General features: G+C 59.2%; 16 protein-coding genes. 8 read left to right on the forward strand and 8 right to left on the reverse strand.

The features are described 5' to 3' along the window. Nucleotides 1-55 precede the first annotated feature (55 nt). From ICA15_RS22465 to ICA15_RS22480, 4 genes are all read left to right on the forward strand, one after another. Nucleotides 56-3,163: an efflux RND transporter permease subunit gene (locus tag ICA15_RS22465; RefSeq protein ID WP_210554671.1), complete on the forward strand. Its 3,108-nt coding sequence runs from the start codon at nt 56-58 to the stop codon at nt 3,161-3,163. Further along, nucleotides 3,160-4,620 carry an efflux transporter outer membrane subunit gene (locus tag ICA15_RS22470; protein WP_210554672.1) on the forward strand — a complete coding sequence of 487 codons (1,461 nt, stop codon included), beginning with the start codon at nt 3,160-3,162 and terminating at the stop codon, nt 4,618-4,620. The genes ICA15_RS22465 and ICA15_RS22470 overlap by 4 nt, the downstream gene beginning before the upstream one ends. Nucleotides 4,621-5,257: 637 nt before the next feature. Continuing rightward, nucleotides 5,258-7,339 (forward strand): putative bifunctional diguanylate cyclase/phosphodiesterase, encoded by a 2,082-nt coding sequence (locus ICA15_RS22475; RefSeq protein ID WP_150615758.1) that lies wholly within the window; start codon nt 5,258-5,260, stop codon nt 7,337-7,339. A gap of 180 nt (nt 7,340-7,519) precedes the next feature. Beyond that, nucleotides 7,520-8,266 carry an SDR family oxidoreductase gene (locus ICA15_RS22480; RefSeq protein ID WP_210554673.1) on the forward strand — a complete coding sequence of 249 codons (747 nt, stop codon included), beginning with the start codon at nt 7,520-7,522 and terminating at the stop codon, nt 8,264-8,266. A gap of 227 nt (nt 8,267-8,493) precedes the next feature. Here the strand turns inward: ICA15_RS22480 and mapR are convergent, their stop codons facing one another. The 3 genes from mapR to ICA15_RS22495 form a co-directional block, all read right to left on the reverse strand. After that, nucleotides 8,494-9,903 (reverse strand): GntR family transcriptional regulator MpaR, encoded by a 1,410-nt coding sequence (gene mapR, locus ICA15_RS22485; RefSeq protein ID WP_210554674.1) that lies wholly within the window; start codon nt 9,901-9,903, stop codon nt 8,494-8,496. A gap of 209 nt (nt 9,904-10,112) precedes the next feature. Further along, complete coding sequence (gene ccoG / locus ICA15_RS22490; protein ID WP_210554675.1) at nt 10,113-11,543, reverse strand: cytochrome c oxidase accessory protein CcoG; 1,431 nt, start codon at nt 11,541-11,543, stop codon at nt 10,113-10,115. Between the two features lie 195 nt (nt 11,544-11,738). Continuing rightward, nucleotides 11,739-11,987 carry a DUF3203 family protein gene (locus ICA15_RS22495; RefSeq protein WP_150615756.1) on the reverse strand — a complete coding sequence of 83 codons (249 nt, stop codon included), beginning with the start codon at nt 11,985-11,987 and terminating at the stop codon, nt 11,739-11,741. A gap of 123 nt (nt 11,988-12,110) precedes the next feature. Here ICA15_RS22495 and ICA15_RS22500 point away from each other — a divergent pair, with 123 nt between their 5' ends. Continuing rightward, on the forward strand, nt 12,111-12,644 hold the full coding sequence (locus tag ICA15_RS22500; RefSeq protein ID WP_150603166.1) for an MgtC/SapB family protein: 534 nt from the start codon (nt 12,111-12,113) through the stop codon (nt 12,642-12,644). Nucleotides 12,645-12,761: 117 nt separating this feature from the next. On the opposite strand, the gene ICA15_RS22505 is transcribed toward ICA15_RS22500, so the two are convergent. Further along, complete coding sequence (locus ICA15_RS22505; protein WP_191626437.1) at nt 12,762-12,920, reverse strand: hypothetical protein; 159 nt, start codon at nt 12,918-12,920, stop codon at nt 12,762-12,764. 218 nt (nt 12,921-13,138) lie between these two features. Between ICA15_RS22505 and ICA15_RS22510 the strand changes: the two genes are divergently transcribed. From ICA15_RS22510 to glgB, 3 genes are all read left to right on the forward strand, one after another. Beyond that, a complete protein-coding gene (locus tag ICA15_RS22510; RefSeq protein WP_210554676.1) occupies nt 13,139-15,136 on the forward strand; it encodes an alpha-1,4-glucan--maltose-1-phosphate maltosyltransferase in 1,998 nt (665 codons plus the stop codon). Between the two features lie 142 nt (nt 15,137-15,278). Further along, nucleotides 15,279-18,620 carry a maltose alpha-D-glucosyltransferase gene (gene treS / locus ICA15_RS22515; RefSeq protein ID WP_210554677.1) on the forward strand — a complete coding sequence of 1,114 codons (3,342 nt, stop codon included), beginning with the start codon at nt 15,279-15,281 and terminating at the stop codon, nt 18,618-18,620. Nucleotides 18,621-18,622: 2 nt separating this feature from the next. Beyond that, nucleotides 18,623-20,854 carry a 1,4-alpha-glucan branching protein GlgB gene (gene glgB, locus ICA15_RS22520; protein ID WP_210554678.1) on the forward strand — a complete coding sequence of 744 codons (2,232 nt, stop codon included), beginning with the start codon at nt 18,623-18,625 and terminating at the stop codon, nt 20,852-20,854. A 130-nt stretch (nt 20,855-20,984) separates the two neighbouring features. Here the strand turns inward: glgB and ICA15_RS22525 are convergent, their stop codons facing one another. The 4 genes from ICA15_RS22525 to ICA15_RS22540 all read right to left on the reverse strand — a co-directional run bounded on the left by ICA15_RS22525 (nt 20,985) and on the right by ICA15_RS22540 (nt 26,648). Next, nucleotides 20,985-22,055: an autotransporter domain-containing protein gene (locus ICA15_RS22525; protein WP_210554679.1), complete on the reverse strand. Its 1,071-nt coding sequence runs from the start codon at nt 22,053-22,055 to the stop codon at nt 20,985-20,987. Nucleotides 22,056-22,375: 320 nt separating this feature from the next. Then, nucleotides 22,376-24,988 carry an autotransporter outer membrane beta-barrel domain-containing protein gene (locus ICA15_RS22530; RefSeq protein WP_210554680.1) on the reverse strand — a complete coding sequence of 871 codons (2,613 nt, stop codon included), beginning with the start codon at nt 24,986-24,988 and terminating at the stop codon, nt 22,376-22,378. Between the two features lie 199 nt (nt 24,989-25,187). After that, complete coding sequence (locus ICA15_RS22535; protein ID WP_210554681.1) at nt 25,188-25,970, reverse strand: endonuclease/exonuclease/phosphatase family protein; 783 nt, start codon at nt 25,968-25,970, stop codon at nt 25,188-25,190. 264 nt (nt 25,971-26,234) lie between these two features. Next, entirely contained in the window at nt 26,235-26,648 is a 414-nt protein-coding gene (locus ICA15_RS22540) for a hypothetical protein (protein WP_210554682.1), read from the reverse strand. Between the last annotated feature and the right edge of the window lie 122 nt (nt 26,649-26,770).

Here is a 26,770-nt window from a genome sequence, read left to right on the forward strand (position 1 = left end):
TCGCGAGCAGGCTCACTCCTACAGGGGTGCGGCGTGAAGCAGGGGACTGCGCTCGATGAACCTCTCCGGTCCTTTCATCAAGCGCCCGGTGGCCACCATGCTTCTTTGCCTGGCGATCATGCTGCTGGGCGGTGTCAGCTTCGGCTTGCTGCCAGTGTCGCCACTGCCGCAAATGGACTTCCCGGTGATCGTCGTGCAGGCGAGCCTGCCCGGCGCCAGTCCGGAAGTCATGGCGTCCACCGTGGCGACGCCGCTGGAGCGTTCGTTCGGTGCCATTGCCGGCGTCAACACCATGAGCAGCCGTTCGAGTCAGGGCTCGACCCGGGTCATTCTGCAATTCGATCTCGACCGCGACATCAACGGCGCGGCGCGGGAAGTGCAGGCCGCGATCAATGCTTCGCGCAATCTGTTGCCGAGCGGGATGCGCAGCATGCCGACCTATAAAAAGGTCAACCCGTCGCAGGCACCGATCATGGTGCTGTCGCTGACCTCGGATGTGCTGGAAAAAGGCCAGCTCTACGATCTGGCGTCGACCATCCTCTCGCAGAGCCTGTCGCAGGTGCAGGGTGTCGGTGAGGTGCAAATCGGCGGCAGTTCGCTCCCGGCCGTGCGCATCGAACTCGAACCGCAGGCACTCAACCAATATGGTGTGGCGCTCGACGATGTGCGTAAAACCATCGCCGATGCCAACGTGCGCCGCCCGAAAGGCTCGGTCGAGGACGGTCAGCGGCTGTGGCAGATCCAGGCCAACGATCAGTTAGAGAAAGCCAAGGATTACGAGTCGCTGATCATCCACTACGCCGACGGCGCCGCGCTGCGCCTCAAAGACGTGGCCAAGGTCAGCGATGGTGTCGAAGACCGATACAACAGCGGTTTCTTCAACGATGACGCGGCGGTCCTGCTGGTGATCAACCGCCAGGCCGGTGCCAACATCATCGAGACGGTCAACGAAATCAAGGCACAGTTGCCGGCGCTGCAGGCGGTGTTGCCGGCCAGTGTGAAGCTGAATCTGGCGATGGACCGCTCGCCAGTGATCAAGGCAACCCTGCACGAAGCCGAGATGACGCTATTGATCGCCGTGGGGCTGGTGATCCTGGTGGTGTTCCTGTTTCTGGGCAACTTCCGCGCCTCGCTGATTCCGAGCCTGGCCGTGCCGGTGTCGCTGGTCGGCACGTTTGCGGTGATGTACCTCTATGGCTTCTCGCTGAACAACCTGTCGCTGATGGCGCTGATTCTCGCCACCGGGCTGGTGGTGGACGATGCCATCGTGGTGCTGGAAAACATTTCCCGGCACATCGACGAAGGCGTCAAACCGATGCAGGCGGCGTATCTGGGCGCCAAGGAAGTCGGGTTTACCTTGCTGTCGATGAACGTGTCGCTGGTCGCAGTGTTCCTGTCGATCCTGTTCATGGGCGGGATTGTCGAGAGCCTGTTTCGCGAGTTTTCCATCACTTTGGCCGCGGCCATTGTGGTGTCGCTGGTGGTGTCCCTGACGTTGACGCCGATGCTCTGCGCGCGCTGGCTCAAACCGCACACGCCGGGGCAGGAAAACCGCCTGCAACGCTGGAGCCGCCGCACCAACGATTGGATGGTCGCCAGGTACGCCACCAGCCTCGACTGGGTGCTGCGCCACCGTCGCCTGACATTGCTCAGCCTGTTTATTACCGTAGGCGTCAATGTCGCGCTGTACGTGGTGGTGCCGAAAACCTTCATGCCGCAGCAGGACACGGGTCAGTTGATTGGTTTCGTGCGCGGTGACGACGGTCTGTCGTTCAGCGTCATGCAGCCGAAAATGGAGATCTTCCGCCGCGCCGTGCTCAAGGACGAGGCGGTGGAGAGTGTTGCCGGGTTCATCGGTGGCAGCAACGGCACCAACAACGCCTTCATGCTGGTGCGCTTGAAGCCAATCAAGGATCGCCAGTTGTCGGCGCAGAAGGTCATCGAGCGCCTGCGCAAGGAAATGCCCAAGGTGCCCGGCGCACAACTGATGCTGATGGCGGATCAGGATCTGCAATTTGGCGGTGGCCGCGAACAGACCTCGTCGCAGTACAGCTACATCCTGCAAAGCGGCGATCTCGGTGAATTGCGTGAGTGGTATCCGAAAGTGGTCGCCGCGCTGCGCGCCTTGCCGGAGCTGACGGCGATTGACGCCCGCGAAGGCAAGGGCGCACAACAGGTGACGTTGATCGTCGATCGTGATCAGGCCAAACGCCTTGGCATCGACATGGACATGGTCACCTCGGTGCTCAACAACGCTTACAGCCAACGGCAGATTTCGACGATCTACGACAGCCTCAACCAGTATCAAGTGGTGATGGAGGTCAATCAGAAATACGCCCAGGACCCGGTGACGCTCAAGCAAGTGCAGGTCATCACCGCTGACGGTGCGCGGGTGCCGCTGTCGACTTTTGCGCACTATGAAAACAGCCTCGAAGACGATCGCGTCAGCCACGAAGGCCAGTTCGCTTCCGAAGATATTTCCTTCGACATGGCCGAAGGCGTGACGGTGGAGCAGGGCAGTGCCGCCATCGAACGGGCGGTTGCCAAGGTGGGCTTGCCGGAAGATGTCATCGCGAAAATGGCCGGCACCGCCGATGCCTTTGCCGCGACCCAGAAGAGCCAGCCGTTCATGATTCTTGGCGCGCTTCTGGCGGTGTATCTGGTGCTGGGCGTGCTTTATGAAAGCTATATCCATCCGCTGACGATTCTGTCGACGCTGCCCTCGGCCGGGGTTGGCGCGTTGCTGTCGATCTATGCGCTGGGGGGGGAATTCAGCCTGATATCGTTGCTCGGATTGTTCCTGTTGATCGGCGTGGTGAAGAAAAACGCGATCCTGATGATCGACCTCGCGCTGCAACTGGAACGGCATCAGGGCATGACTCCGCTGGAGTCGATTCGCAGCGCCTGTTTGCAACGGCTGCGACCTATCCTGATGACCACGCTGGCGGCGATCCTCGGCGCCTTGCCGTTGCTGCTCAGCCGCGCCGAAGGTGCCGAAATGCGCCAGCCATTGGGCCTGACCATCATCGGCGGGCTGATTTTCAGCCAGGTGCTGACGCTTTACACCACGCCTGTGGTTTACCTCTATCTCGACAAGCTGCGCCATCGCTTCAACAAATGGCGTGGCGTGCGTACTGATGCTGCTCTGGAAACTCCGCTATGACCGACCGTTCGCTTTTAAATCTGGCCACTGCTCGCGGCTCGCGCCTGTTGAGCCTGTCATTGTGTGTGGCAATGCTCAGTGCCTGCGCCGTCGGCCCGGACTACCAGCGCCCGCAGACAGCGGAAATCGCTCAATACAAGGAAGCCGAAGGCTGGCGCCAGGCCAACCCGAGCGATTCGCTGGCCCGTGGCGCCTGGTGGGAGCTGTACGGCGATCAGCAACTCAACGGGCTGGTCGAGAAACTCAACAGCGCCAACCAGACGGTCGCGCAATCAGAAGCCCAATACCGTCAAGCCCAGGCCTTGGTCCGTAGCGCGCGCGGAGCGTTTTACCCAAGTGTCGACCTCAGCCTTGGCAAGACCCGCTCCAGTCAGGGCACCGGCAGCAGCAGTTCGAGCCTGAGCAGTTCCTCCAGCGGTATTCGCGATACCTACAACGCGCAGTTGGGCGTCAGTTGGGAAGCCGACATCTGGGGCAAGCTGCGCCGCGGGCTGCAAGCCGACGAAGCCAGTGCGCAGGCGAGCTTTGCCGATCTGGCGGCGATGCGTTTGAGCCAGCAGTCGGAGTTGGTGCAGAACTACCTGCAACTGCGGGTGATCGATCAGCAGAAGCGTTTGCTCGAAGCGACGGTTGCGGCGTATGAGCGCTCGCTGAAAATGACCCAGAACCAATACCGCGCGGGCGTTTCCGGGCGTGATGCGGTCGCCCAGGCGCAGACGCAACTGAAAAGTACCCAGGCTGATCTGGTCGATCTGATCTGGCAGCGGGCGCAGTTCGAAAACGCCATTGCCGTGCTCACCGGGCAAGCGCCGGCAAACTTCAACATCGCCGAAACCCAGACCATTCCGAATCTGCCGCAAGTGCCGTTGAACCTGCCTTCGCAACTGCTTGAGCGCCGCCCGGACATCGCCTCGGCCGAGCGCTCGGTGATAGCCGCCAACGCCAACATTGGCGTAGCCAAAGCCGCGTATTACCCGGATCTGTCGCTGAGCCTGAGTGGTGGCTACAGCAGCAGTACGTCAAATGACCTGATCAGCCTGCCGAACCGTTTCTGGTCGGTGGGGCCGAAACTGAACCTGCCGCTGTTCGACGGCGGCATACGTTCGGCAGAGGTCGACCGTACTGAAGCGGCGTACGACCAGACGGTGGCCAAGTACCGGCAGACGGTGCTCGATGGTTTCCGCGAGGTGGAAAACTATCTGGTGCAACTCAAGGTGTATGAAGACGAAGCAGCGGTGCGTCAGGAAGCGCTGGATGCTGCCCGTGATTCCCTGCGCCTGACGGAAAACCAGTACAAGGCCGGGCTGATTGCCTATATCGACGTGGTGGTGGTGCAGGCCACGGCGCTGAGCAACGAGCGTAATGTGCTGAATATCCTGCAGAGCCGCTTGATTGCCAGCGTGCAATTGATTGCCGCGCTGGGCGGTGGTTGGGATGGGGAACTGCCCGCCCAATGACTGTGCAGGAGCTGCGGAATGCTGCGATCTTTTGATCCTGGTCTTTAGAAGCAAGATCAAAAGATCGTCCGATCGCGGCCCGAGCCTTCGGCAGCTCCTACAGTTAACGCAATGACTACAGATTAACGAATGACCTGTAGGAGCTGCGGCACGCTGCGATCTTTTGATCTTGTTTTTAGAATCAGGATCAAAAGATCGCAGCCTTCGGCAGCTCCTACAGTTAACGCAATGACTACAGGTTAACGAATGACCTGTAGGAGCTGCGGTACGCTGCGATCTTTTGATCTTGTTTTTAGAGTCAGGATCAAAAGATCGCAGCCTTCGGCAGCTCCTACAGTTAACGCAATGACTACAGATTAACGAATGACCTGTAGGAGCTGCGGCACGCTGCGATCTTTTGATCTTGTTTTTAGAATCAGGATCAAAAGATCGCAGCCTTCGGCCAGCTCCTACAAGGGTTTTTTGGGGGCTGTGATTACCGCGCCAGAGCCTTGTAGGACGATCAAACAAGCGTTTCATCGGGTTGATGGCAAAATGGTTACTTTGTCAGTGCGTTCTTCTGTGCAATCAGTACAATCGCCGCATTTTCCCGGCCGAGAATGGACGCAGTACGGTATGGGTCGCCACGAGAATCCGCATGCTCATCGGTAGTTATTCCTCCACTCTGGTTTTCATTTCGCTGTGTGTCGCGATTCTCGCCTCGTACACCGCGCTCGACCTCACCGGACGTATTGCCACGGCCAGAGGCCGTGCCGTGCATTTCTGGACTGCCGGTGGTGGTTTTGCCATGGGCATTGGCGTCTGGTCGATGCACTTCATCGGCATGCTCGCCTTCAAACTGCCGATCGAACTTGGTTACGATATCGCCCTCACGGCACTGTCGCTGCTGATCGCGGTGCTGTCCTGTGGTTTTGCCTTGTGGCTGGTGAGTCAGCCGAAACTGCCCATTCTGCAATTGGCGTTTGGCGCGCTGATCATGGGCGCCGGCATCAGTGCCATGCATTACACCGGCATGGCGGCGATGCGCATGACCCCGGGAATCGACTACGACCCGACGCTGTTCAGTGCGTCCTTGTTGATCGCAGTCGGCGCTTCTGCGGCGGCGCTGTGGATCGCTTTTCGCCTGCGCCAGCATTCGCCCTATGTCCGTTTGATCCGTGCGGGCGCTGCGGTGATCATGGGCATCGCCATTGTCGGCATGCATTACACCGGCATGGCCGCCGCGCAATTTCCGGACGGCAGTTTCTGCGGCGCGACGATCAATGGCCTGAAAGGCAATGGCCTCGACAGCCTGGTACTGATTACCACGCTGGCCGTGCTGTCGATTGCCTTGCTCACCTCGATACTCGATGCGCGCCTTGAAGCACGTACTGCCGATCTGGCGCACTCGTTGACCGTGGCCAACCGCGAGCTCACGCAACTGGCGCTGCACGACACCCTGACCGGCCTGCCTAATCGCATGCTGCTCGACGACCGCATCAATCAGGCGATGAAAAAGGTCAATGAGCAGGGTGGCTGTTTTGCGCTGATGTTTATTGATCTGGACGGCTTCAAACCGGTCAATGACGCATTCGGCCATCACATGGGCGATCAGCTGTTGCGCGAAGTCGGCGTGCGTCTGCGCGAAGACTTGCGCAGCCTCGACACGCTGGCGCGGATCGGCGGCGATGAATTCGTTTTGTTGGTGCGCCTGACCGAGCCTGACGATGCCTTGGGCCTTGCTGCACGCCAGGTCGGGCTGATCGCGCAACCATTTCACGTGGCTGAACATGATTTGCAGATTTCCGCCAGCGTCGGCATCGCCCTGTATCCGGGCAACGGCCAGAATGCGCAGGAATTGCTGATGAACGCCGACGCAGCGATGTACCACGCCAAGGGCGGCGGCAAAAACGGCTACAGCTTCTTCGACGTATCGATGAATACCAATGCGCGCAAACAGCTGCAATTGCTGCAGGATTTGCGCGCAGCGCTGGAGCATGGCCAGTTCAGCCTGTATTACCAGCCCAAATTCGACGCCGCCAACGGTCGACCGGTCGGCGCCGAAGCGCTGCTGCGCTGGCAGCACCCGATCCACGGCATGCTGATGCCAGACAAATTCATCGATCTGGCGGAGAAAACCGGGCTGATTATCCCGATCGGCGAATGGGTGCTCAACGAAGCCTGCCGACAGATGCGCGAGTGGTACGTGCTCGGCTATACCGACTGGCGCATCGCGGTGAACCTGTCGGCGTTGCAGTTCTGCCACGCGGGGCTGGTGCGCGGCGTTGCCAAGGCGCTCGCGACCCACCATTTGCCGGCCAACAGCCTGACCCTGGAAATCACCGAAACCACGGCGATGAGCGACGCTGACGCGAGCATGACGGTGTTGCAGGAGTTGTCGGACATGGGCGTCGATTTGTCCATTGATGACTTTGGCACCGGCTATTCGAGCCTGATGTACCTCAAACGCCTGCCGGCCAACGAGTTGAAGATCGACCGTGGATTTGTCCGCGACCTGGAGCATGACAGCGACGATGCGGCGATTGTATCGGCGATTGTCGCGTTGGGCCAGGCGCTGGGTTTGCGCATTGTTGCTGAAGGTGTTGAAACAGGGTCGCAGCAGGATTTCCTGACGCAACTGGGTTGCGATTCGTTGCAAGGGTATCTGCTGGGGCATCCGCTGCCGGCGGAGCAGTTCATGCGCGACATTGCCCGCGGCGAGAGCCTGGCGACAGTTTGATAGAGCGCGTCATCGTTCATCGCGAGCAGGCTCACTCCTACATTTGGAACGCATTCCCCCTGTAGGAGTGAGCCTGCTCGCGATGGCGTACTGCCAGACACCACACACACCATGCAAAACCCAACAATGGCGGTTATTCTTCCCCCGACGGTTACGTGTGCATTTGGGGGAAAGGCCAGCATGGATAAAGTCATTGTGATCACCGGTGGCGGGCGCGGGATTGGCGCCGCCACGGCATTGTTGGCTGCTGAACAGGGCTATCGGATCTGCATCAATTACCAGTCGGACGAACAGGCCGCGCACAGCGTGCTGGAGCAAGTCCGTGCGCTGGGCGCACACGCCATCGCGGTGCGCGCCGACGTCAGCATTGAAGACGAAGTGATCGGACTGTTTCAGCGGGTCGACACCGAACTGGGCCGAGTGACTGCGCTGGTGAACAATGCCGGCACCGTCGGACAAAAGTCGCGTGTCGATGAGATGTCCGAATTCCGCATCCTCAAAATCATGAAAACCAACGTCCTGGCGCCGATCCTCTGTGCCAAGCACGCCATTCTGCGCATGTCGCCCAAACACGGCGGGCAGGGCGGCAGCATCGTCAATGTGTCGTCGGTGGCGTCGCGTCTCGGTTCACCCAATGAATACGTTGACTACGCGGCCTCCAAAGGCGCGCTCGATACCTTCACCATTGGTTTGTCCAAGGAAGTGGCGGGCGAGGGGATTCGAGTGAACGCGGTGCGTCCGGGTTACATCTACACCGATTTCCACGCGCTGAGCGGCGATCCGGATCGGGTCAGCAAACTTGAATCGGCAATCCCGATGGCCCGTGGCGGGCGGCCGGATGAAGTGGCGGAGGCGATTATCTGGTTGCTGTCGGACAAGGCTTCGTATGCGACGGGGACGTTTGTTGATTTGGGTGGTGGGCGTTAAACAGCAAGATCAAAAGATCGCAGCCTGCGGCAGCTCCTACAGAGGAATTTGTGTTTCCCTGTAGGAGCTGCCGCAGGCTGCGATCTTTTGTTTTTTCAGGTCTGGCCTCATCGCTGGCAAGCCAGCTCCCACAGTGATTTGTGTTGAACACACAATTTGTGAACGACATCGAAACCTGTGGGAGCTGGCTTGCCAGCGATAAGGCCGGTGCCATCAACACCAAACTGTCAGAACGACCGCACAATCCGCCCCAGCGTCTCCATCGCCTTCTCCGAATCCTCGGTCCACGGGCTGCCGTAATTCAAGCGAATACAGTTCCTGAAGCGCTGCGTCGGCGAGAAAATCGGCCCCGGCGCGATGCTGATGCCTTGCGCCAGCGCCATCTGAAACAACTTCAACGAATCCATCTGCGGTGGCAATTCCAGCCATAGAAAGTAGCCGCCCGCCGGCTGACTGACCCGCGTCTGCGCCGGGAAGTACCGGGCAATCGCCGCGAGCATCGCGCTCTGCTGTTCTTCCAGCGCATAGCGCAATTTACGCAGATGCCGATCGTAGCCACCGTGTTGCAGGTAGTCGGCAATCGCCGCCTGCGCCGGCATCGAGGCGCACAGCGAGGTCATCAGTTTCAGCCGTTCGATCTTCTGCGCGTAGCGTCCGGCCGCGACCCAGCCGATGCGATAGCCGGGGGCCAGGCTCTTGGCGAACGATCCGCAATGCATCACCAGCCCTTCGGTGTCGAAGGCCTTGGCCGGTTTCGGCGCCTGTTGGCCGTAATAGAGTTCGGCGTAAACGTCATCTTCGATCAGCGGTACCTGATGAAGGCGCAGCAGTTCGACCAGTTCCTGTTTCTTGGCCTCGGGCATGGTCGCGCCCATCGGGTTCTGGAAACTGGTCATGCACCAGCAGGCCTTGATCGGATGGCGTTCCAGCGTCTGCGCGAGCACGCCGAGGTCGATACCGTCGCGCGGGTGCACGGGGATTTCCACGGCTTTGAGTTTCAGTCGTTCCAGCACTTGCAGGCTGGCGTAGAACGCCGGGGCTTCGATGGCCACCAGATCGCCCGGTTCGGTGACCGCTTGCAGGCACAGGTTCAGCGCTTCGAGGGCGCCGTTGGTGATCAGCAGTTCTTCCATCGGCAACATCAAGCCGCCGACCATGTAACGCAGGGCGATCTGTCGACGCAGTTGCGGGTTGCCCGGCGACATGTCGGTGACCACCATGCGCGGGTCCATCTCCCGCGCGGCACTGGCCAGTGACCGCGACAGCCGTTGCAACGGGAACAGTGTCGGGCTGGGGAATGCCGAGCCGAATGGCACGGTGCTTGGGTCCTTGATCGATTCCAGTACCGAGAACACCAGTTCGCTGACGTCGACTTCGGTGGAATCGTTGACGTGGCTGCTGATCACCGGCTCCGAGAACGGGCTCGGTGCATGGGTGTTGACGAAGTAACCGGAACGCGGACGGGCACGGATCAGGCCTCGACGTTCGAGGAGGTAATAGGCCTGGAACACCGTGGACGGGCTGACGCCGTAAGTCTGGCTGGCATAGCGCACCGATGGAACGCGCTGGCCGGGGCCCAGGACGCCGGAGCGGATCAGTTCTGCGATGTCTTCGGCGAATTTTTCGTAACGTTTCATCGGCTGCCCGGTTGGTGATTGATTCGAGTGTAGGAAATTGTGGCGAGGGGATTTATCCCCGCTGGGCTGCGGAGCAGTCCTGAAACCATCCAACGCGGTGTTTCAGGAATAATCGGGTTGCAGGGTTTGGGGCTGCTTCGCAGCCCAGCGGGGATAAATCCCCTCGCCACAGGGATCGCAGCGCTACTGAAAGGGCTGCATCTTAAGGCTCAGCGATTCATCGGCGCCACAAACCTGCTCTTCGCCACGCTGTGAATCTCAGGCTCATCGCTGTCGGCAATCTTGAAGCTCAAGGTCTGCGAGCTGCTACTCGGCCGCTCCGTGGTCATCGCCACCGACACCGGCACATCGACAATCTCACCCGGCGCCAGGCTCAGTTCGGTTTTGCCTTGCAGCTGGAAACCATCGCCGTCGACCAGGCTCAGGTGGTAATCCTGGCGCTGCTGGGTCTTGTTGATGACTTTGAGGCTGTAGATGTTTTCGATCTGGCCCTGACCGTTTTCGCGGAACAGTCCGCGATCCTTGGTCACGTCCAGTGACACCATCGGCCGCTCGACCAAGGCCAATGCCAGTGCGCCGATCATCACCAGCAGTACCGCCACGTAACCGATCAGCCGTGGCCGCAGCAGATGCGTTTTGCCTCCCTGCAATTCGCGCTCGGAACTGTAGCGGATCAAGCCGCGCGGGTAGTTCATTTTGTCCATGATCGAATCACAAGCGTCGATGCACGCCGCGCAACCGATGCACTCCATCTGCAAACCGTCGCGAATGTCGATACCGGTCGGGCACACCTGCACGCACAACTGGCAGTCGATGCAATCGCCCAGCCCTGCTTCCAGCGGTTTCACATCACGTTTGCGCGGGCCACGGTTTTCGCCGCGGGCCACGTCGTAGGAAATTGCCAGGGTGTCCTTGTCGAACATCACGCTCTGGAATCGCGCATACGGGCACATGTGCATGCACACGGCTTCGCGCAGCCAGCCGGCATTGATGTAAGTCGCGGCGGTGAAAAACAGCACCCAGAACAGGCTGACTCCGCCGATTTGCAGGGTCAGCAGTTCTTCGGCCAGCGGCCGGATCGGCGTGAAGTAACCAACGAAAGTCAGGCCGGTGAGCACGCTGATCGCCAGCCACAAGGTGTGCTTGGCCGCGCGGCGCGCCAGTTTGTTCAAGCCCCATGGCGCGGCTTGCAGTTTGATCCGTTGGTTGCGCTCGCCCTCGGTGATCTTCTCGCACCACATGAAGATCCACGTCCACGAACTCTGCGGGCAGGTGTAACCGCACCAGACCCGCCCGGCGAACACGGTGATGGCGAAGAGGCCAAACGCGGCGATGATCAGCAGGGCCGAGAGCAGAATGAAATCCTGTGGCCAGAAGGTCGCGCCGAAAATGTGAAATTTGCTTTCCGCCAGGTCCCACAACACAGCCTGACGACCACCCCAGTTCAACCACACCGTGCCAAAGAACAGCAAAAACAGAAACCCCGCGCCGCTCATGCGCAAGGTGCGGAACAGGCCGGTGAAACTGCGGGTGTGAATCTGGTTGTCGCTGGATTTGGCCGTCGCCTTCATTGGGCGTGCGGGCACACTCTTTATAGTGGGGGATGCTTCAACGGTTCGGACGGGGATTTGTTCGCTCATGGTCGTTCGCTCATCAGCCTCCATCAGGCCGATGAACTATGAGCGTCGATCTGTTTGCATAACAGACTCAGCTAACTCAATAAAAACCATATCAGATGGGTTTTTATGCGCAGCCTGCGACAACTTGAAGCAGCCCGCAGGCCAGGGCGCAAACGCCTGAACCAGACGTTCGCGCGGGGTGTTGACCAAGGTCAATCAAATCACCGAATCACTCGTATCGGCCTTCAAATGCTTACGCCCATCCTTGACGCCTGCAACGGTCAAGGCGTCGGCCTCTGCTTCGGTGATGTAGACGCGCCGCGCTTCGATTTCTACAAATGACATGGCTTTATCGCTATCTGTCTTGACCTCAAGGGTGTCGCAGATGCGAATTTCCTCACCATTTTCAACGGTGAAAAAACACACTTTTGACTCGGGATTGGTTTCATCGATTCGAACGGTCATGAGGCGGTCCTTTTTTTCACGGGTATCTGAAAGGTTAGGGCACAGGACTCGCAGATCGTTCTGCGCAACTGATTAATGGTCGCTGCTGTCCATCGTTTATCAAGCCATAACAAGGACTGCACGATGAACGCGTGGTGGGAAGAGGTGCTGGAAACGCTGCAAGCGGAATTCGCCGACATCGGCGATGCGTCGCAACTGACGCGCATTACCGTGCGCCTGCTGGTCGCGGCGATCCTTGGCGGGATTCTCGGTTTCGAGCGTGAGCAAAAGGGCAAGGCTGCCGGCGTGCGAACGCACATGCTGGTGGCGCTGGGGGCGGCGATGTTTGTGCTGGTGCCGCAGACCTCGGGCGCAGAGTCCGACGCGATGAGCCGGGTGTTGCAGGGGGTGATTGCCGGGATCGGCTTCCTGTGCGCCGGCACCATTTTGAAAAATCAGGAGGGCGATGAGGGGCACGTCAAAGGCCTGACCACCGCTGCGGGCTTGTGGATGACAGCAGCCATCGGCGTGGCGGCCGGGTTGGGCAAAGAGGCGACCGCGCTGCTCAGTACCCTGCTGACCCTGGGGATTTTCAGCCTGATGCCGAGGATCGTGCGCATTTTCGACAAGGACGATCAGCCTTTTGACAAGGATGAGCAAAAGAATGATCGCCTGTAACGACAACTCTCACCTGTAGGAGCTGCGGCACGCTGCGATCTGTTGATCTTGCTTCACAAAAAAGTCAAAAGATCGCAGCGTGCCGCAGCTCCTACAGGGGCGGTTGTGTTCAGGAGATTAGAGGATCACCGGCGGCATTGTCGTCGGGGGCTCTTCCTTGGGCGGTGGCGTGGTGCCTGGCGGTTCCTGCTCGGGGATCGGTTGCGGCTCGGTGTCGGGAATGGTCGGGTTGTCGATGTTCGGATCGGGCGTTTCCGCCGGGAACGGGTTGTTCATCAGGTAGACCTCCGTGTGGCACATGGCGTGAGAAGTGCTTAAGTGGATTGACCGCCTCGTGGCGAATTCGATCCACCGGGTTGAACAGACAAATCCCTGTGAACTTTTCCCGGCACCGGTCGCTCGGAACCTAAGTGAGTTCATTCCGGGGCAGGTGCTTTGTTGTGAAGACTGAACCGGCACAAGAGCGTCCTTGGGGCGTTAAGGAGAGATGCTCGATGACTGCTGAAAAACCCTCAGAGCTGAGCTACAACCCGCACATGCCGCTGTCGCAGGCATTGCTGCTGCCGCGCATTGTTATTGAAGACACCATGCCGACCCTCGATGGCGGGCAGTTTGCCGTGAAGTCGATTGCCGGGCGCGACGTGATCGTGACCAGCAAGGTGTTTGCCGACGGTCACGACAAGCTTGCGGTGCGCATCCGCTGGCGTCAGGAAGGTCAGGAAACCTGGCAAAGCGAAGTCATGTCCGAGCTGGGCAACAACGGCTGGCGTGGCACTTTCCGCCCGGAACACCAAGGGCGATTCCTGTATTGCGTCGAAGCGTGGATCGACCATTTCGCCAGTTTCCAGTACGAACTGGAGAAGAAGCACAACGCCGCCGTCCCGGTTTCACTGGAGCTGCAAGAAGGTCGAAGCATGGTGCAACACGCCGCCGAGCGCAGCGAAGGTCAGCTCAGCGAACAACTGGCCGCGCTGCACCATGAATTGTCCGGTCTGCTCGAAACCGAGCAGGTTGCGTTGTTTCTGCACTCGCGCAGTGCGCAACTGATGGCGCTGGCAGATCACCGCGCCTACCTGAGCGTCAGCGCGGAATTCCCGATGGATGTCGAGCGTGAACTGGCCGAGTTCGCCAGTTGGTATGAATTGTTTCCACGCTCGATCACCGACGATCCCAACCGCCACGGCACTTTCAATGACGTGCACTCGCGGTTGCCGATGATTCAGGACATGGGCTTCGACGTGCTGTACTTCACGCCGATCCACCCGATTGGCCGCGCCCACCGCAAGGGGCGCAACAATTCCCTGACCGCTGGGCCTGATGATCCGGGTAGCCCGTATGCCATCGGCAGCGAGGAGGGTGGCCACGAGGCGATTCACTCGCAGCTCGGCACGCGCGAGGATTTCCGTCGGCTGGTGGCTGCGGCTGCCGATCATGGTCTGGAAATCGCCCTCGATTTCGCCATCCAGTGTTCCCAGGATCACCCGTGGCTCAAACAGCATCCGGGCTGGTTCAACTGGCGGCCGGACGGCACGATCAAATATGCGGAAAACCCGCCGAAGAAATATCAGGACATCGTCAACGTCGACTTTTATGCCCCGGACGCGATCCCGAGCCTGTGGGTTGAGTTGCGTGACATCGTCATTGGCTGGGTCGAGGAGGGCGTGAAGATCTTTCGCGTCGACAATCCGCACACCAAGCCGCTGCCGTTCTGGCAATGGCTGATTGCCGATGTGCGGGCGCTGCACCCGGAAGTGATCTTCCTCGCCGAAGCCTTCACCACACCGGCGATGATGGCGCGCCTGGGCAAGGTCGGTTACACCCAGAGCTACACCTATTTCACCTGGCGCAACACCAAGGCCGAGTTGGCCGCGTACTTCACCGAGCTGAACGAGTCGCCGTGGCGCGAATGCTACCGACCGAACTTCTTCGTCAATACGCCTGACATCAACCCGGCGTTCCTGCATGAGTCCGGGCGCGCGGGTTTTCTCATTCGTGCGGCGCTGGCGACCATGGGGTCGGGTCTGTGGGGCATGTATTCGGGGTTTGAACTGTGTGAAGCGGCGCCAGTGCCGGGCAAGGAGGAGTACCTCGATTCCGAGAAATACGAAATCCGCGTCCGCGACTTCAATGCGCCGGGCAACATCATTGCCGAAATTGCCCAGCTCAACCGCATCCGCCGCCAAAACCCGGCGCTGCACACGCATCTGGGCTTGCAGGTCTACAACGCGTGGAACGACAACATTCTGTATTTCGGTAAACGCAGCGCCGATGGCAGCAATTTCATTCTGGTAGCGGTGAGCCTTGATCCGCATAACGCGCAAGAAGCGAATTTCGAGTTGCCGTTGTGGGAAATGGGCCTGCCGGACGATGCGACTACGCACGGCGAAGATTTGATGAGCGGGCACCGCTGGGACTGGCACGGCAAATACCAGTTCATGCGCCTTGATCCGGCGTATCAACCGTTCGGCATCTGGCGAATCACTGCCACATAAAGCATTGCACAACCCCCTGTAGGAGCTGCCGAAGGCTGCGATCTGTTGATCTTGCTTCAAAAAAGATCGCAGCCTTCGGCAGCTCCTACAGGTACTCGCACGATCAATTCATGTGCAGAAACGAATTTTTCAGGAGTTTCACATGGCGAAGAAACCCAAGGCAGCCACCTTTATCAAAGACCCGCTCTGGTACAAGGATGCGGTGATCTATCAAGTACACGTCAAATCGTTTTTCGACTCTAACAACGACGGGATCGGCGACTTTCCCGGCCTGATCGCCAAACTCGATTACATTGCCGAACTCGGCGTAAACACCATCTGGCTGCTGCCGTTCTATCCCTCGCCACGTCGTGACGACGGCTACGACATCGCCGAATATCGCGGCGTGCACAGCGATTACGGGACCATGGCCGATGCCAAGCGTTTCATCGCTGAGGCGCATAAGCGCGGTTTGCGAGTGATTACCGAGCTGGTCATCAACCACACCTCTGACCAGCATCCGTGGTTTCAGCGGGCGCGCAAGGCCAAGCCCGGTTCGGCGGCGCGAGACTTCTACGTGTGGTCGGACGACGACCAGAAATACGACGGCACGCGGATCATTTTCCTCGACACCGAAAAGTCCAACTGGACCTGGGATCCGGTTGCTGGCCAGTACTTCTGGCACCGTTTCTATTCGCACCAGCCGGACCTGAATTTCGACAACCCGCAAGTGATGAAAGCTGTGCTGTCGGTGATGCGCTACTGGCTGGACATGGGCATCGACGGTCTGCGTCTGGACGCGATTCCGTACCTGATCGAACGCGATGGCACCAACAACGAAAACCTCCCGGAAACCCACGACGTCCTCAAGCAGATTCGTGCTGAAATCGACGCCAATTACCCGGACCGCATGCTGCTGGCCGAGGCCAACCAATGGCCGGAAGACACTCAACTGTACTTCGGTGATACCGACGCCGAAGGCCTGAATGGCGATGAATGCCACATGGCTTTCCACTTTCCGCTGATGCCGCGCATGTACATGGCGCTGGCTCAGGAGGATCGCTTTCCAATCACCGACATTCTGCGCCAGACCCCGGAAATTCCCGCCAACTGTCAGTGGGCAATTTTCCTGCGTAACCACGATGAACTGACGTTGGAAATGGTGACCGACAAGGAACGCGATTACCTGTGGAATTACTATGCCGCTGACCGTCGCGCGCGGATCAACCTCGGTATTCGCCGGCGTCTGGCACCATTGATGGAGCGCGACCGCCGTCGCGTCGAGTTGCTCAACAGCCTGCTGCTGTCGATGCCGGGCACGCCGACCTTGTATTACGGCGATGAAATCGGCATGGGCGACAACATCTACCTCGGTGACCGCGACGGTGTGCGTACGCCGATGCAGTGGTCCATCGACCGCAACGGCGGCTTCTCCCGCGCCGATCCGGCCAGCCTGGTGCTGCCACCGATCATGGACCCGCAATACGGTTATCTGTCGGTCAACGTCGAGACCCAGGCCGGCGATCCGCACTCGCTGCTGAACTGGACGCGGCGCATGCTCGCGGTACGTAAACAGTCCAAGGCGTTCGGGCGCGGCACACTGAAAATGCTTTCGCCGAGCAACCGACGGATTCTGGCGTACACCCGCGAATTCACCGATGCCGATGGCAAGCACGAGATTATTCTTTGCGTGGCCAACGTGTCGCGCAGTGCTCAGGCAGCGGAGCTCGACCTGTCTGCCTATACCGGCATGGTGCCGGTGGAAATGTTGGGCGGTAATGCTTTCCCGCCGATTGGCCAGTTGAATTTCCTTCTGACCCTGGCGCCTTACGGCTTCTACTGGTTCGCCCTGGCGACCGAAAATCAGATGCCGAGTTGGCACGTCGAACCGGTGCAAAGCCTGCCGGACTTCACCACGTTAGTGCTGAAAAAGCGCATGGAAGAACTGCTCGAAGCGCCGTCCCGCACGACGCTGGAGCAGAGCATTCTGCCGAGCTGGCTGCAAAACCGTCGCTGGTTCGCCGGCAAGGATGCGGCCATCGAGAAGGTCAATCTGGCTTATGGCGTGCGCTTCGGCGATGCGCAGCAACCCGTGCTGCTCAGCGAAATCGAAGTCACCAGCGGTGGCCAGACCAGCCGCTATCAACTGCCGTTCGGCTTTATCGCCGAAGATTACGTCGGGCCACCGTTGCCGCAGCAATTGGCACTGGCCCGCGTGCGTCGGGTTCGTCAGGTCGGCTTGATCACTGATGCCTTCAGCCTTGAAGGGTTTGTTCGTGCGGTGTTGCAAGGCATGCAGAACAACACGGTGCTGGAATCTGCCGACGGCGAAATCCGTTTCGCACCGACGGCGCATCTGGAAAAGCTCAATCTGGGTGCCGACTCTGAAGTGCGTTATCTGTCGGCCGAGCAATCCAACAGTTCGGTTGTGATCGGCAACAGCCTGGTGCTCAAGCTGATTCGTAAAGTAGCGTCCGGCGTTCACCCGGAACTGGAGATGAGCGCTTACCTGACCGCTGCCGGATTTGCCAATATCTCACCGCTGCTAGGCTCGGTGATCCGCCGCGATGCCAAGGGCGAAGACAATCTGCTGATGATCGCCCAAGGCTATCTGAGCAATCAGGGCGATGCGTGGGAATGGACGCAGAACAACCTCGAACGGGCGTTGCGCGATGAGTTGGCCGATTCCATGTCCGAGCAGGATCAACACTACAACGCCTTGGGCGAGCTGAAGGATTTTGCCAGCATGCTGGGCCAGCGCCTCGGTGAGATGCACCAGATGCTGGCGGCGTCGACCGACAACGCCGATTTTGCACCTCAGGTGAGTTCGGCCAAGGACATGCAGGCGACCGGCAAGGATGTCGCTGCACAGGTCGAGCATGCGTTGAAACTGCTCAAGCAACATCAGGGCGAACTCAGCGCTGCCGATCAGAAACTGGTCGCACGGCTGCTCGACGAGAAGAAAACCATCCTTGCCCATGTGCAGGATCTGGCGAAAAAAGCCGTCGGTGGTTTGCGTATTCGTGTCCACGGTGACTTGCACCTGGGCCAGGTGCTGGTGATCAAGGGCGATGCCTATCTGATCGATTTCGAGGGCGAACCCGCGCGACCATTGAGCGAACGCCGTGGCAAACACAGTCCGTACAAGGATGTCAGCGGTGTGCTGCGATCTTTCGATTACGCCGCAGCGATGACCATCAACGTGCACAACGTTGATCACAGCGCTGAGTCCGAAGACGCCCGCCGTCGCGTGGCGCAACGCTATCTTGTTGAAGCGCGCTCAGCATTTGTCGAGGCATATCGCCAAGCGGCAGCTAGTCTTGATCATGCCTGGCAGGATCCTGAAGGTGCCGACGCCGCGCTCGCGCTGTTCGGTCTGGAGAAGGCGGCCTATGAAGTGGCCTATGAAGCCGAAAATCGCCCCACGTGGCTGCCCGTGCCGTTGCACGGTTTGTATGGGTTATTGACGGGGCTTAAACCCTTTTCCGATCTTGGTGGAGAGTAGTCATGAGTTTCTCGAACAAGGAACAGGGTCACGCTAAAGAAGCGTTACTGCCGTCGGCGAAAGACATCGACGCGCTGGTACGTGCGGAACACCCGGATCCGTTTTCCATTCTTGGCCCACACGGCGATGGCGCTGGCGGGCAGTTCATTCGAGCGTACTTGCCGGGCGCGTTAAGCGTGGTGGTGCTGGATAAAGATTCTGATGAAGAGCTCGGTGTCCTGGAGCAAACCGAGACGCCGGGGCTGTTTGTTGGCCACTTCAACGGGGAGCGGCGCTATCGCTTGCGCACCCGTTGGGCCGGTGGTGAGCAGGTTGCCGAGGATCCCTACAGCTTTGGTCAGTTGCTCGGTGAAATGGATCTGTATCTGTTCGCCGAAGGCAATCACCGCGACCTCAGTGCGTGCCTTGGCGCGCAACTGAAAACGGTTGATGGCGTCGACGGTGTGCGTTTCGCCGTGTGGGCGCCGAATGCCCGGCGGGTCTCGGTTGTCGGTGATTTCAACGTCTGGGACGGGCGCCGGCATCCGATGCGTCTGCGTCATCCCTCCGGGGTCTGGGAGTTGTTCATCCCGCGCCTGCAAGCGGGGGAGTTGTACAAATACGAAATTCTTGGCGCCCACGGGATTCTGCCGCTCAAGGCCGACCCGATGGCGCTGGCCACCAGCCTGCCGCCGGACACCGCATCGAAAGTCGCCGCGCCATTGCAGGTCAATTGGCAGGATCAGGACTGGATGAACAGCCGCCGCGAGCGGCAGAAACATTCGGCACCGCTGTCGATCTACGAGCTGCATGCCGGATCGTGGCAATGCGAGCTGGATGATCTCGGTGAAGTGGCGCGCCAGTACAGCTGGCCGGAGCTGGCCGAGCGCTTGATTCCGTATGTCAAGGAACTGGGTTTCACCCACATCGAGCTGATGCCGATCATGGAGCATCCTTTCGGTGGCTCCTGGGGTTATCAATTGCTTTCGCAATTCGCCCCGAGTGCGCGTTACGGCACGCCGGAACAGTTCGGCGAGTTTATCGATGCCTGCCACCGCGCCGAAATCGGCGTGATCCTCGATTGGGTGCCGGCGCATTTCCCTACCGATACCCACGGTCTGGCGCAGTTCGACGGCACGGCGCTGTACGAATACGCCAATCCGCTGGAGGGTTTCCATCAGGATTGGGACACGCTGATCTACAACCTCGGCCGCACCGAAGTACACGGCTACATGCTCGCGTCGGCGTTGCATTGGTTGAAGCATTTTCACATCGACGGTCTGCGCGTTGATGCGGTGGCCTCGATGCTGTATCGCGACTATTCGCGCAAGGCTGGCGAATGGGTGCCGAACCGCCATGGCGGGCGCGAGAATCTGGAAGCCATCGACTTCCTGCGTCACTTGAACGACGTGGTTGAGCTGGAAGCACCGGGTGCCTTGGTGATCGCCGAGGAATCCACGGCATGGCCGGGCGTCAGTCAGAGCACGCAGCAGGGTGGTCTGGGTTTTGCCTACAAGTGGAACATGGGCTGGATGCACGATTCGCTGCATTACATTCAGCAGGACCCGGTGTACCGCGCCCATCATCACAACGAACTGAGTTTTGGTCTGGTTTACGCGTGGTCCGAGCGCTTCATCCTGCCGATTTCCCATGATGAAGTGGTACATGGCAAGCATTCGCTGATCGACAAGATGCCCGGCGATCGCTGGCAGAAGTTTGCCAACCTGCGCGCCTACCTGAGTTTCATGTGGACTCACCCGGGCAAGAAGCTGCTGTTCATGGGTTGCGAGTTTGGCCAGTGGCGCGAGTGGAATCATGATCAGCAGCTCGACTGGTATCTGCTGCAGTATTCCGAGCACCAAGGCGTGCAGAAACTGGTCGGCGACCTCAATCGCTTGTATCGCGAAGTGCCGGCGCTGCACGATCAGGATGACGCGCCGCAGGGTTTCCAGTGGCTGATCGGTGACGATGCGATCAACAGCGTTTACGCCTGGTTGCGTTGGAGCAAGGACGGTGAGCCGGTGCTGGTGGTGGCTAACTTCACGCCGGTGCCGCGTCAGGCCTATCGGGTCGGCGTGCCGTTTGCCGGGCGCTGGACTGAACTGCTCAACAGCGACGCCGACACCTACGCCGGCTCCAACTATGGCAACGGCGGCGGGGCGTTTACCGAAGAAGTGCCGAGCCACGGCCAGGCGTTGTCGCTGGAACTGAATCTGCCACCGTTGGCGGTGTTGATATTGCGACCTGGGGGTTAGACCAGACACCGCATAACCTGTGGGAGCGGGCTTGCCCGCGATGAGGGCGGAACATTCAACATTACTGTTGCATGATCCACCGCCATCGCTGGCAAGCCAGCTCCCACAGGGATCTTCGGTGACCCGAAGATCACCACCGCATCCGCACACCCAAACTGCCAATTAGCCCGTTCAGATCATTGTCATCAACATCACTGCTGTAATCGGCGCTGACGTACAGGCTCACCACCGGTGTCACCCGCGCCACCAAACCCAATCCCAATTCTACAGTTGATGATTTGCGACTGCTGCTGATCTTGTCGACCTGATCCAGGGTCACTGTGCTGCCGGTATACACCGTGTGCCACAGGTTGGTCCGCACATAGGGTTCGACCGGTAAACCGTTCAAGTCATAACTGCCTTTCAACCGTGCGCCGACGCGGCCGCTCCATGAGTTCAGGTCGCTTGAAGACGCGTTGCCCGAACCCGCGTAAGGGGTGTCGAGGGTGATGCGCTGATTGATCAATTGTGCCTGCGGTTCGACCACCCAGTTTTCGCTCAAGCCAATCGGATAGCCGCCCTCGACCGAGAAGGTTATCGCGCTGCCTTCGGTAACTTGCCGCGCACCTTGTTGATTGCGACTGAAACCACTGACGCGGCCGCCGCTGGCCGACAGGTCGACGTGCCAGCCCTGGGCGCCCGTCAGGCTGTAATAGGCGCCGAGGCTTTGGCCTTGCAGATTCAGGGTCGCGGTGGACGGGTCGGCGAGGGCACGACTGGTGAGCGGGCCGTTGCCGTTGGCCTGAATCTGGTGCGCGCCGCCAATCAAACCGATGGTCTGGGTGGCGCCGTTACCGCTTTGCAGGGTCAGGACAGCAGGGCCTTTTGAATGGCCACCGCCGGGTATTGCGAAACCTGACGACAGCACGTCGGTTTGCGCTTGTCGGGAACTGGCGCCGTAAAACCGCTCCCAGGCGCCGGGCGCGAGGTCTTCGGTGATCAGGCGGGAGTCTTGCAAGTCAGGGCGTTGACTGAAGCGTTGCGGGCCGGGCGTGATCACCGTCGCAGGCAAGGTCATCACCGGGACGTTCTCTCGATACCAAGGGGAAGTTTCATCCGCCGCAGAACCGGCCTGCGCCTCCATGGATGAGCACAGCAAGATAGAACTCGACACTGTGCAAAAAGTGATTTTGATCTCGTGTGGGGTGATGGAAATTTTCATGGAGGTCTACCTTGCAGGCGCATGCGGCATCTCGATGTGGCGCCTCTCCTACCCCGAACGAGGGGCGACCGAATGGAGCGAGGCAAACCGTGGGCGCTCGATTTCGCGAGAGTCCGAAGGCTCGCCCCGGTTAGGATTCCGGGGGTAGTAAGGTAGAGATAAGAAGAGTCAGGGGCGCGCGTCAAGAAATTGAACGATGAGCGGTAGTGGCAAATTGTCCGGCGCAAGCGTTTGTTTTTCTGCACATAACTAAGTGGTTGTTTGCATAGAAAAACGCAACGAAAGCGCCGGTCCAGAGCTTTTTATTGCCGACGGAAGGTCTACCAGCTGATGCGGATCCCGATATTACCCGACACGCCGCGCAGGTCATTGCTGTCAATATTGCGGCTGTAATCGGTGCTGGCGTAGACACTCACTGCGCGGTCGAGGGTCAGCACCACACCGAGGCCGACATCCGCCGTGGAGGATTTTTGCTCGGTGCTGATCACATCACTGTCGTCGAAAGTCACCGAATCGGTGCCGGAAAACGTATGCCACAGGTTGGCACGCAGATACGGTTCCAGCGGCATGCCGCTGACCTGATAGCGACCCTTGAGTCGCGTGCCGAGGCGACTGGTCCAGGCGTCGTCGGAGTCGAACGACACCCGTGAAATGCCATCGTCCTGGCTGTCGAGGGAGATTTTCTGGTGGATGACTTGCACCTGCGGCTCGACGACCCAGGTGTCGTTGAGCGCAAAGGGATAACCCGCTTCTGCCGAGAGCGTCAGCGCATGCCCGCGATTGTCCAGCTCTACACCACGGTCGGAATGACTGTCGCCATCGAAACGGGTGCCCATCACAACCGTGTCGATGTACCAGCCGTACGGATCGGTCAGCGTCCAGTACAAGCCATAACTGTCGCCTTCGAGTTTGATCTTGCCGGCGCTGTTGTCCTGAAAGCCTTCGTTGAAGCCGTCGACATCACCTTGCAAACGACTATGGCCAACGAAGAAACCGAGACGCTGAGTCTGGCCACCCGAGGTAAGCGAACTGAACAGATCGTTGCCAACCTGAAAACCATTGAGTGAGCCGTCCAGGCGCGGAGTGACGGTGCCGGCCCAGGTCTGATCGATGTTTTTGCCATAGACCCGACCCCAACCTGCACCGAACGCGCCGGTCTCGCTGAGCAAGCGTTGCTCGCCCTGGCGATCATGGAAGGTGCCCAGTGCGTTGAGCGTCAACTGCGCCGCAGCGGGTGGCAGTACCGACCAGGTCGGGACTTCCGGACGATAGAGGGGAATCGGCTCGGCGCCCGCCACAGCCGCCGGCAGGACAGGCAATACAGCCAGTGCCGGCGGCGCCGGGCTAGGCGTAGGTTCTCCAGGTTCTCCAGGTTCTCCAGGTTCTCCAGGTTCGCCGGGTACGACAGGCGGGTTGGCAATGGGAGTGATAGCTGCCGCGACGGGGGTGGGCACGACCGGAACCAGAATCGGTGGCAACGCTGGATCGGGATTCGGCACGCTGATCACTTGGGGCGCAACCACGGCTGAGCGCAAGTACCAACTGTTCTCCGTACCGGCAGTCACGCCGCCCTTGAACAAGTAGTAATCGTAGGCGCCGGCAGACACCGGGCCGCTGAGGGTAAACGCGTTATCGGTACTGACCGTGCTGCCCTGCGCCTGCACCAGCTGGATGCCGTTTACCTGGGTCAGTGCGCCGAGTCCGCCGACGTTGCTGACGCTGATCACCGTTGCACCGCCGAGGCTGCCGTCGTTGACCACCAGTTTGTCACTCGGCGAATCATCGCCAGCCACCACACTTTGCAGCAGCAACTGGCCGCTGCCGCCAACCCCGCTGCCGCCAACATAGTTACCCTGCACGGTGAGCGTGTCATCGGTGCGGCTGTTGTTGCGGGTCAGGTCAATGATGCCAGCGTTATTGAAAGTCACCGCTTGCCCGGCCACTGCCGGTGAGACAGCCCCTTGCGTGGCGAGTACAACGCTGCTCGCATCGACATTCAGTACGCCACTACCGGTTCCGGCATCGCCCAGCACCAGGCTGCTTGAGCCCAGATCCAGCTGCGAACCGTTGCTCAGATTGACTGTTTCCCAGTTGATAAACCGCGCGGGCAGGGCAGTGGGCGTATTGTCGAAAGTCAGCACATCGGTGCCGACGCCGCCATTGATGCTGGGGGTCAGCGCAAGAATGTTGTCGTCAAGGTTGCGCAATGTGGCGCTGTCATTGCCGACGTCCATCAGGATTGCCGAGCGGATAATGCCATCGCCATCCCACAGCAAGGTGTCATTGCCGGTACTGGCGCGGATCTCGCCGCCGATTTCGCCACCGGTCACGGTGATGCTGTCGTTGCCGCCGCTGACACTGACGTTGCCGCCAACGCGCCCGCCGGAGACGATGATGGTGTCGGTGCCAAAACCGGTCACCAGGTTGCCGATAATCTGCCCGCCGGACAGATCGAAAATATTGTTGTCGAGCTTCATGTCGACCCGGCCGATGCTGCCGTCGGTCATGCGCGCGACATCGCCGTCCTCAAAAGCTCCGACGATGGTGCCGCCGGTCATCAGGAAGGTGTCGCGACTGTCGCCCTGTGCCAGGGAGCCTATCGAACCGCCAGACATGACGAAATCATCAATGCCATTGCCTTGGCTGACGGCGCCAGTGATGACGCCGGAGTTTATGTCGACACGGTCGGTACCATTGCCAAAGGTCACGCTGCCGTTGATCTGGCCCGTGCCATTGGCGGGAAGAGTCAGGCTGTTGTTGCCCGCAAGATCGGTCAGTGAGCCGCTGGTGCCGCTGTCACAGGTAAAGGCGTCGTTACCGGCGCCGGGCGTCAATACGCAGGCAGACCAGGCTGGCGGGCTGATGACCAGCAGCAGTGAAGCGGGCAGGAGCAATGTGTGTGGCAAAGCCTTCAAAGTATTTATAGATCGCATGTTGGCAGTTTCCATGGAGGAACCAGTGGGGTATTCATCCTTGAACGGGTGCCTGATCTAAAAACCTCTGAACTGCTGATGAACTACGTGAGATCTGAACCCTAACGTTATGAAGTGCTTGTCCTTAGCCTTTACAGGTCTAGAAGGTTTTCCCGGCACTGCACCGCATGTCTGACGAACGGTCATATGCGATGCGTTGCTAAAGATGCACTTCAACCGCCAGCGGCAAATGATCCGACAGGTGTGTCCAAGGCTTGTTGCCAAGGATTTGCGGGTTATGACTGCTGGCGTTGCGCAGGTAGATCCGGTCCAGACGCAACAAGGGAAACCGTGCCGGATAAGTCTTGGCCGGGCGACCGTGATGGCGTTCGAAGGCTTCGTGCAGATAATCACGACGGGCGAGGGCGGCGTTGCCCTGCAACTGCCAATCGTTGAAGTCGCCAGCAATAATCACCGGTGCATCGTCCGGAAGGGATTCGAGCAACTGACAGAGCAGTTGCAGCTGCAATTGGCGATGGCTTTCGAGCAGACTCAAGTGCACGCAGATCGCGTGTACTTCTGCATGCCCCGGCACATCCAGCACACAGTGCAAGAGGCCCCGGCGCTCGGGGCCGGTGATCGAGACATCGAGGTTGCGGTATTCGCGGATCGGGTATTTCGACAGCAACGCATTACCGTGATGGCCGTCGGGATACACCGCATTACGCCCGTAGGCAAAATCGCTCCACATGCTGTCGGCGAGAAATTCGTATTGCGAGGTTTGCGGCCATTCGTTGTAGCGGTTCGAATGCCGCTCGTGTTCACCCACCACTTCCTGCAAAAACACCAGATCGGCCGAAGTGCTGCGCACTGCTTCACGCAATTCCGGCAGGATGAAACGCCGGTTGAACGCGGTAAAACCCTTGTGGGTATTGACCGTCAGCACCCGCAAACGATGGATGGCGGGTGCGTCGACGAGGTGAGGCTGGGGATCGCTGGACACGGTTACTCCTCTGAATCCTGAGTGCCTGTTCATGCGACTGGTGGGTGGGGGCGGCAGTTCCTTCCAGATAGGCCACCAGGCCCAAAAACTTGAAGCCTGCGATCTTTTGATCTTCACAAAGCAAGATCAAGAGATCGCGGCCTGGTTTTACTCGACAAATCCTGCGTTATATCTATTTCGGAGTGTGGCGTAGGAGTAGGAGGTTAAAGTGAAGACGTTGTTTCTGTCAGCGTTCGCCGCTAGTTAAAAAATATGGTTCTTGCTTTATTCGCTCCAACCCACACGTGTTATCTGAATTTCCGCACCCGGTGTATCACAGTAGACCCTGAGATAGGTAACAGGTTTTGCTGATGTAAAAGACTTCGTATCTTCTTTCCAGATTTGATCGCCAACAAACTCGCCTGTCTCGTTGTGTAAAGTAATTGTTGTCGGAGCTCCAGGCATGCCCGCAATTTCGAACTGGGTAGATGAAGCGCTTAACTTTATGCTTACTTCGGAGTTCGGGCCCATGTTCAAAAGTTTATCGTCATATTCCTCTACAAGTCCCATATCACCACGTACCACGTGAAGGGTCAGGCCGTTTGTAGTTGTGTACCCGGTTTCAGGTATGCCCGCGGGCGTTTTTTCAGCTTCAAAGTCTTCGTAATATGTTTGTGAAATATTCTGTGAGTTGTTCATGGATGAAGCTCCTGTGTTTTGGGGATATGCAGGCGCTATCAGAACGTGAAACGATTAAATGCGCACCTGTCAGATCTGACAGGTGGCGACGAGTGGTCGTTTGTGCGAAGTGAACCGAGCCC

The sequence above is a fragment of the Pseudomonas sp. P116 genome, from assembly GCF_020149425.1.
Taxonomy (GTDB): Bacteria; Pseudomonadota; Gammaproteobacteria; order Pseudomonadales; family Pseudomonadaceae; genus Aquipseudomonas; species Aquipseudomonas anatoliensis.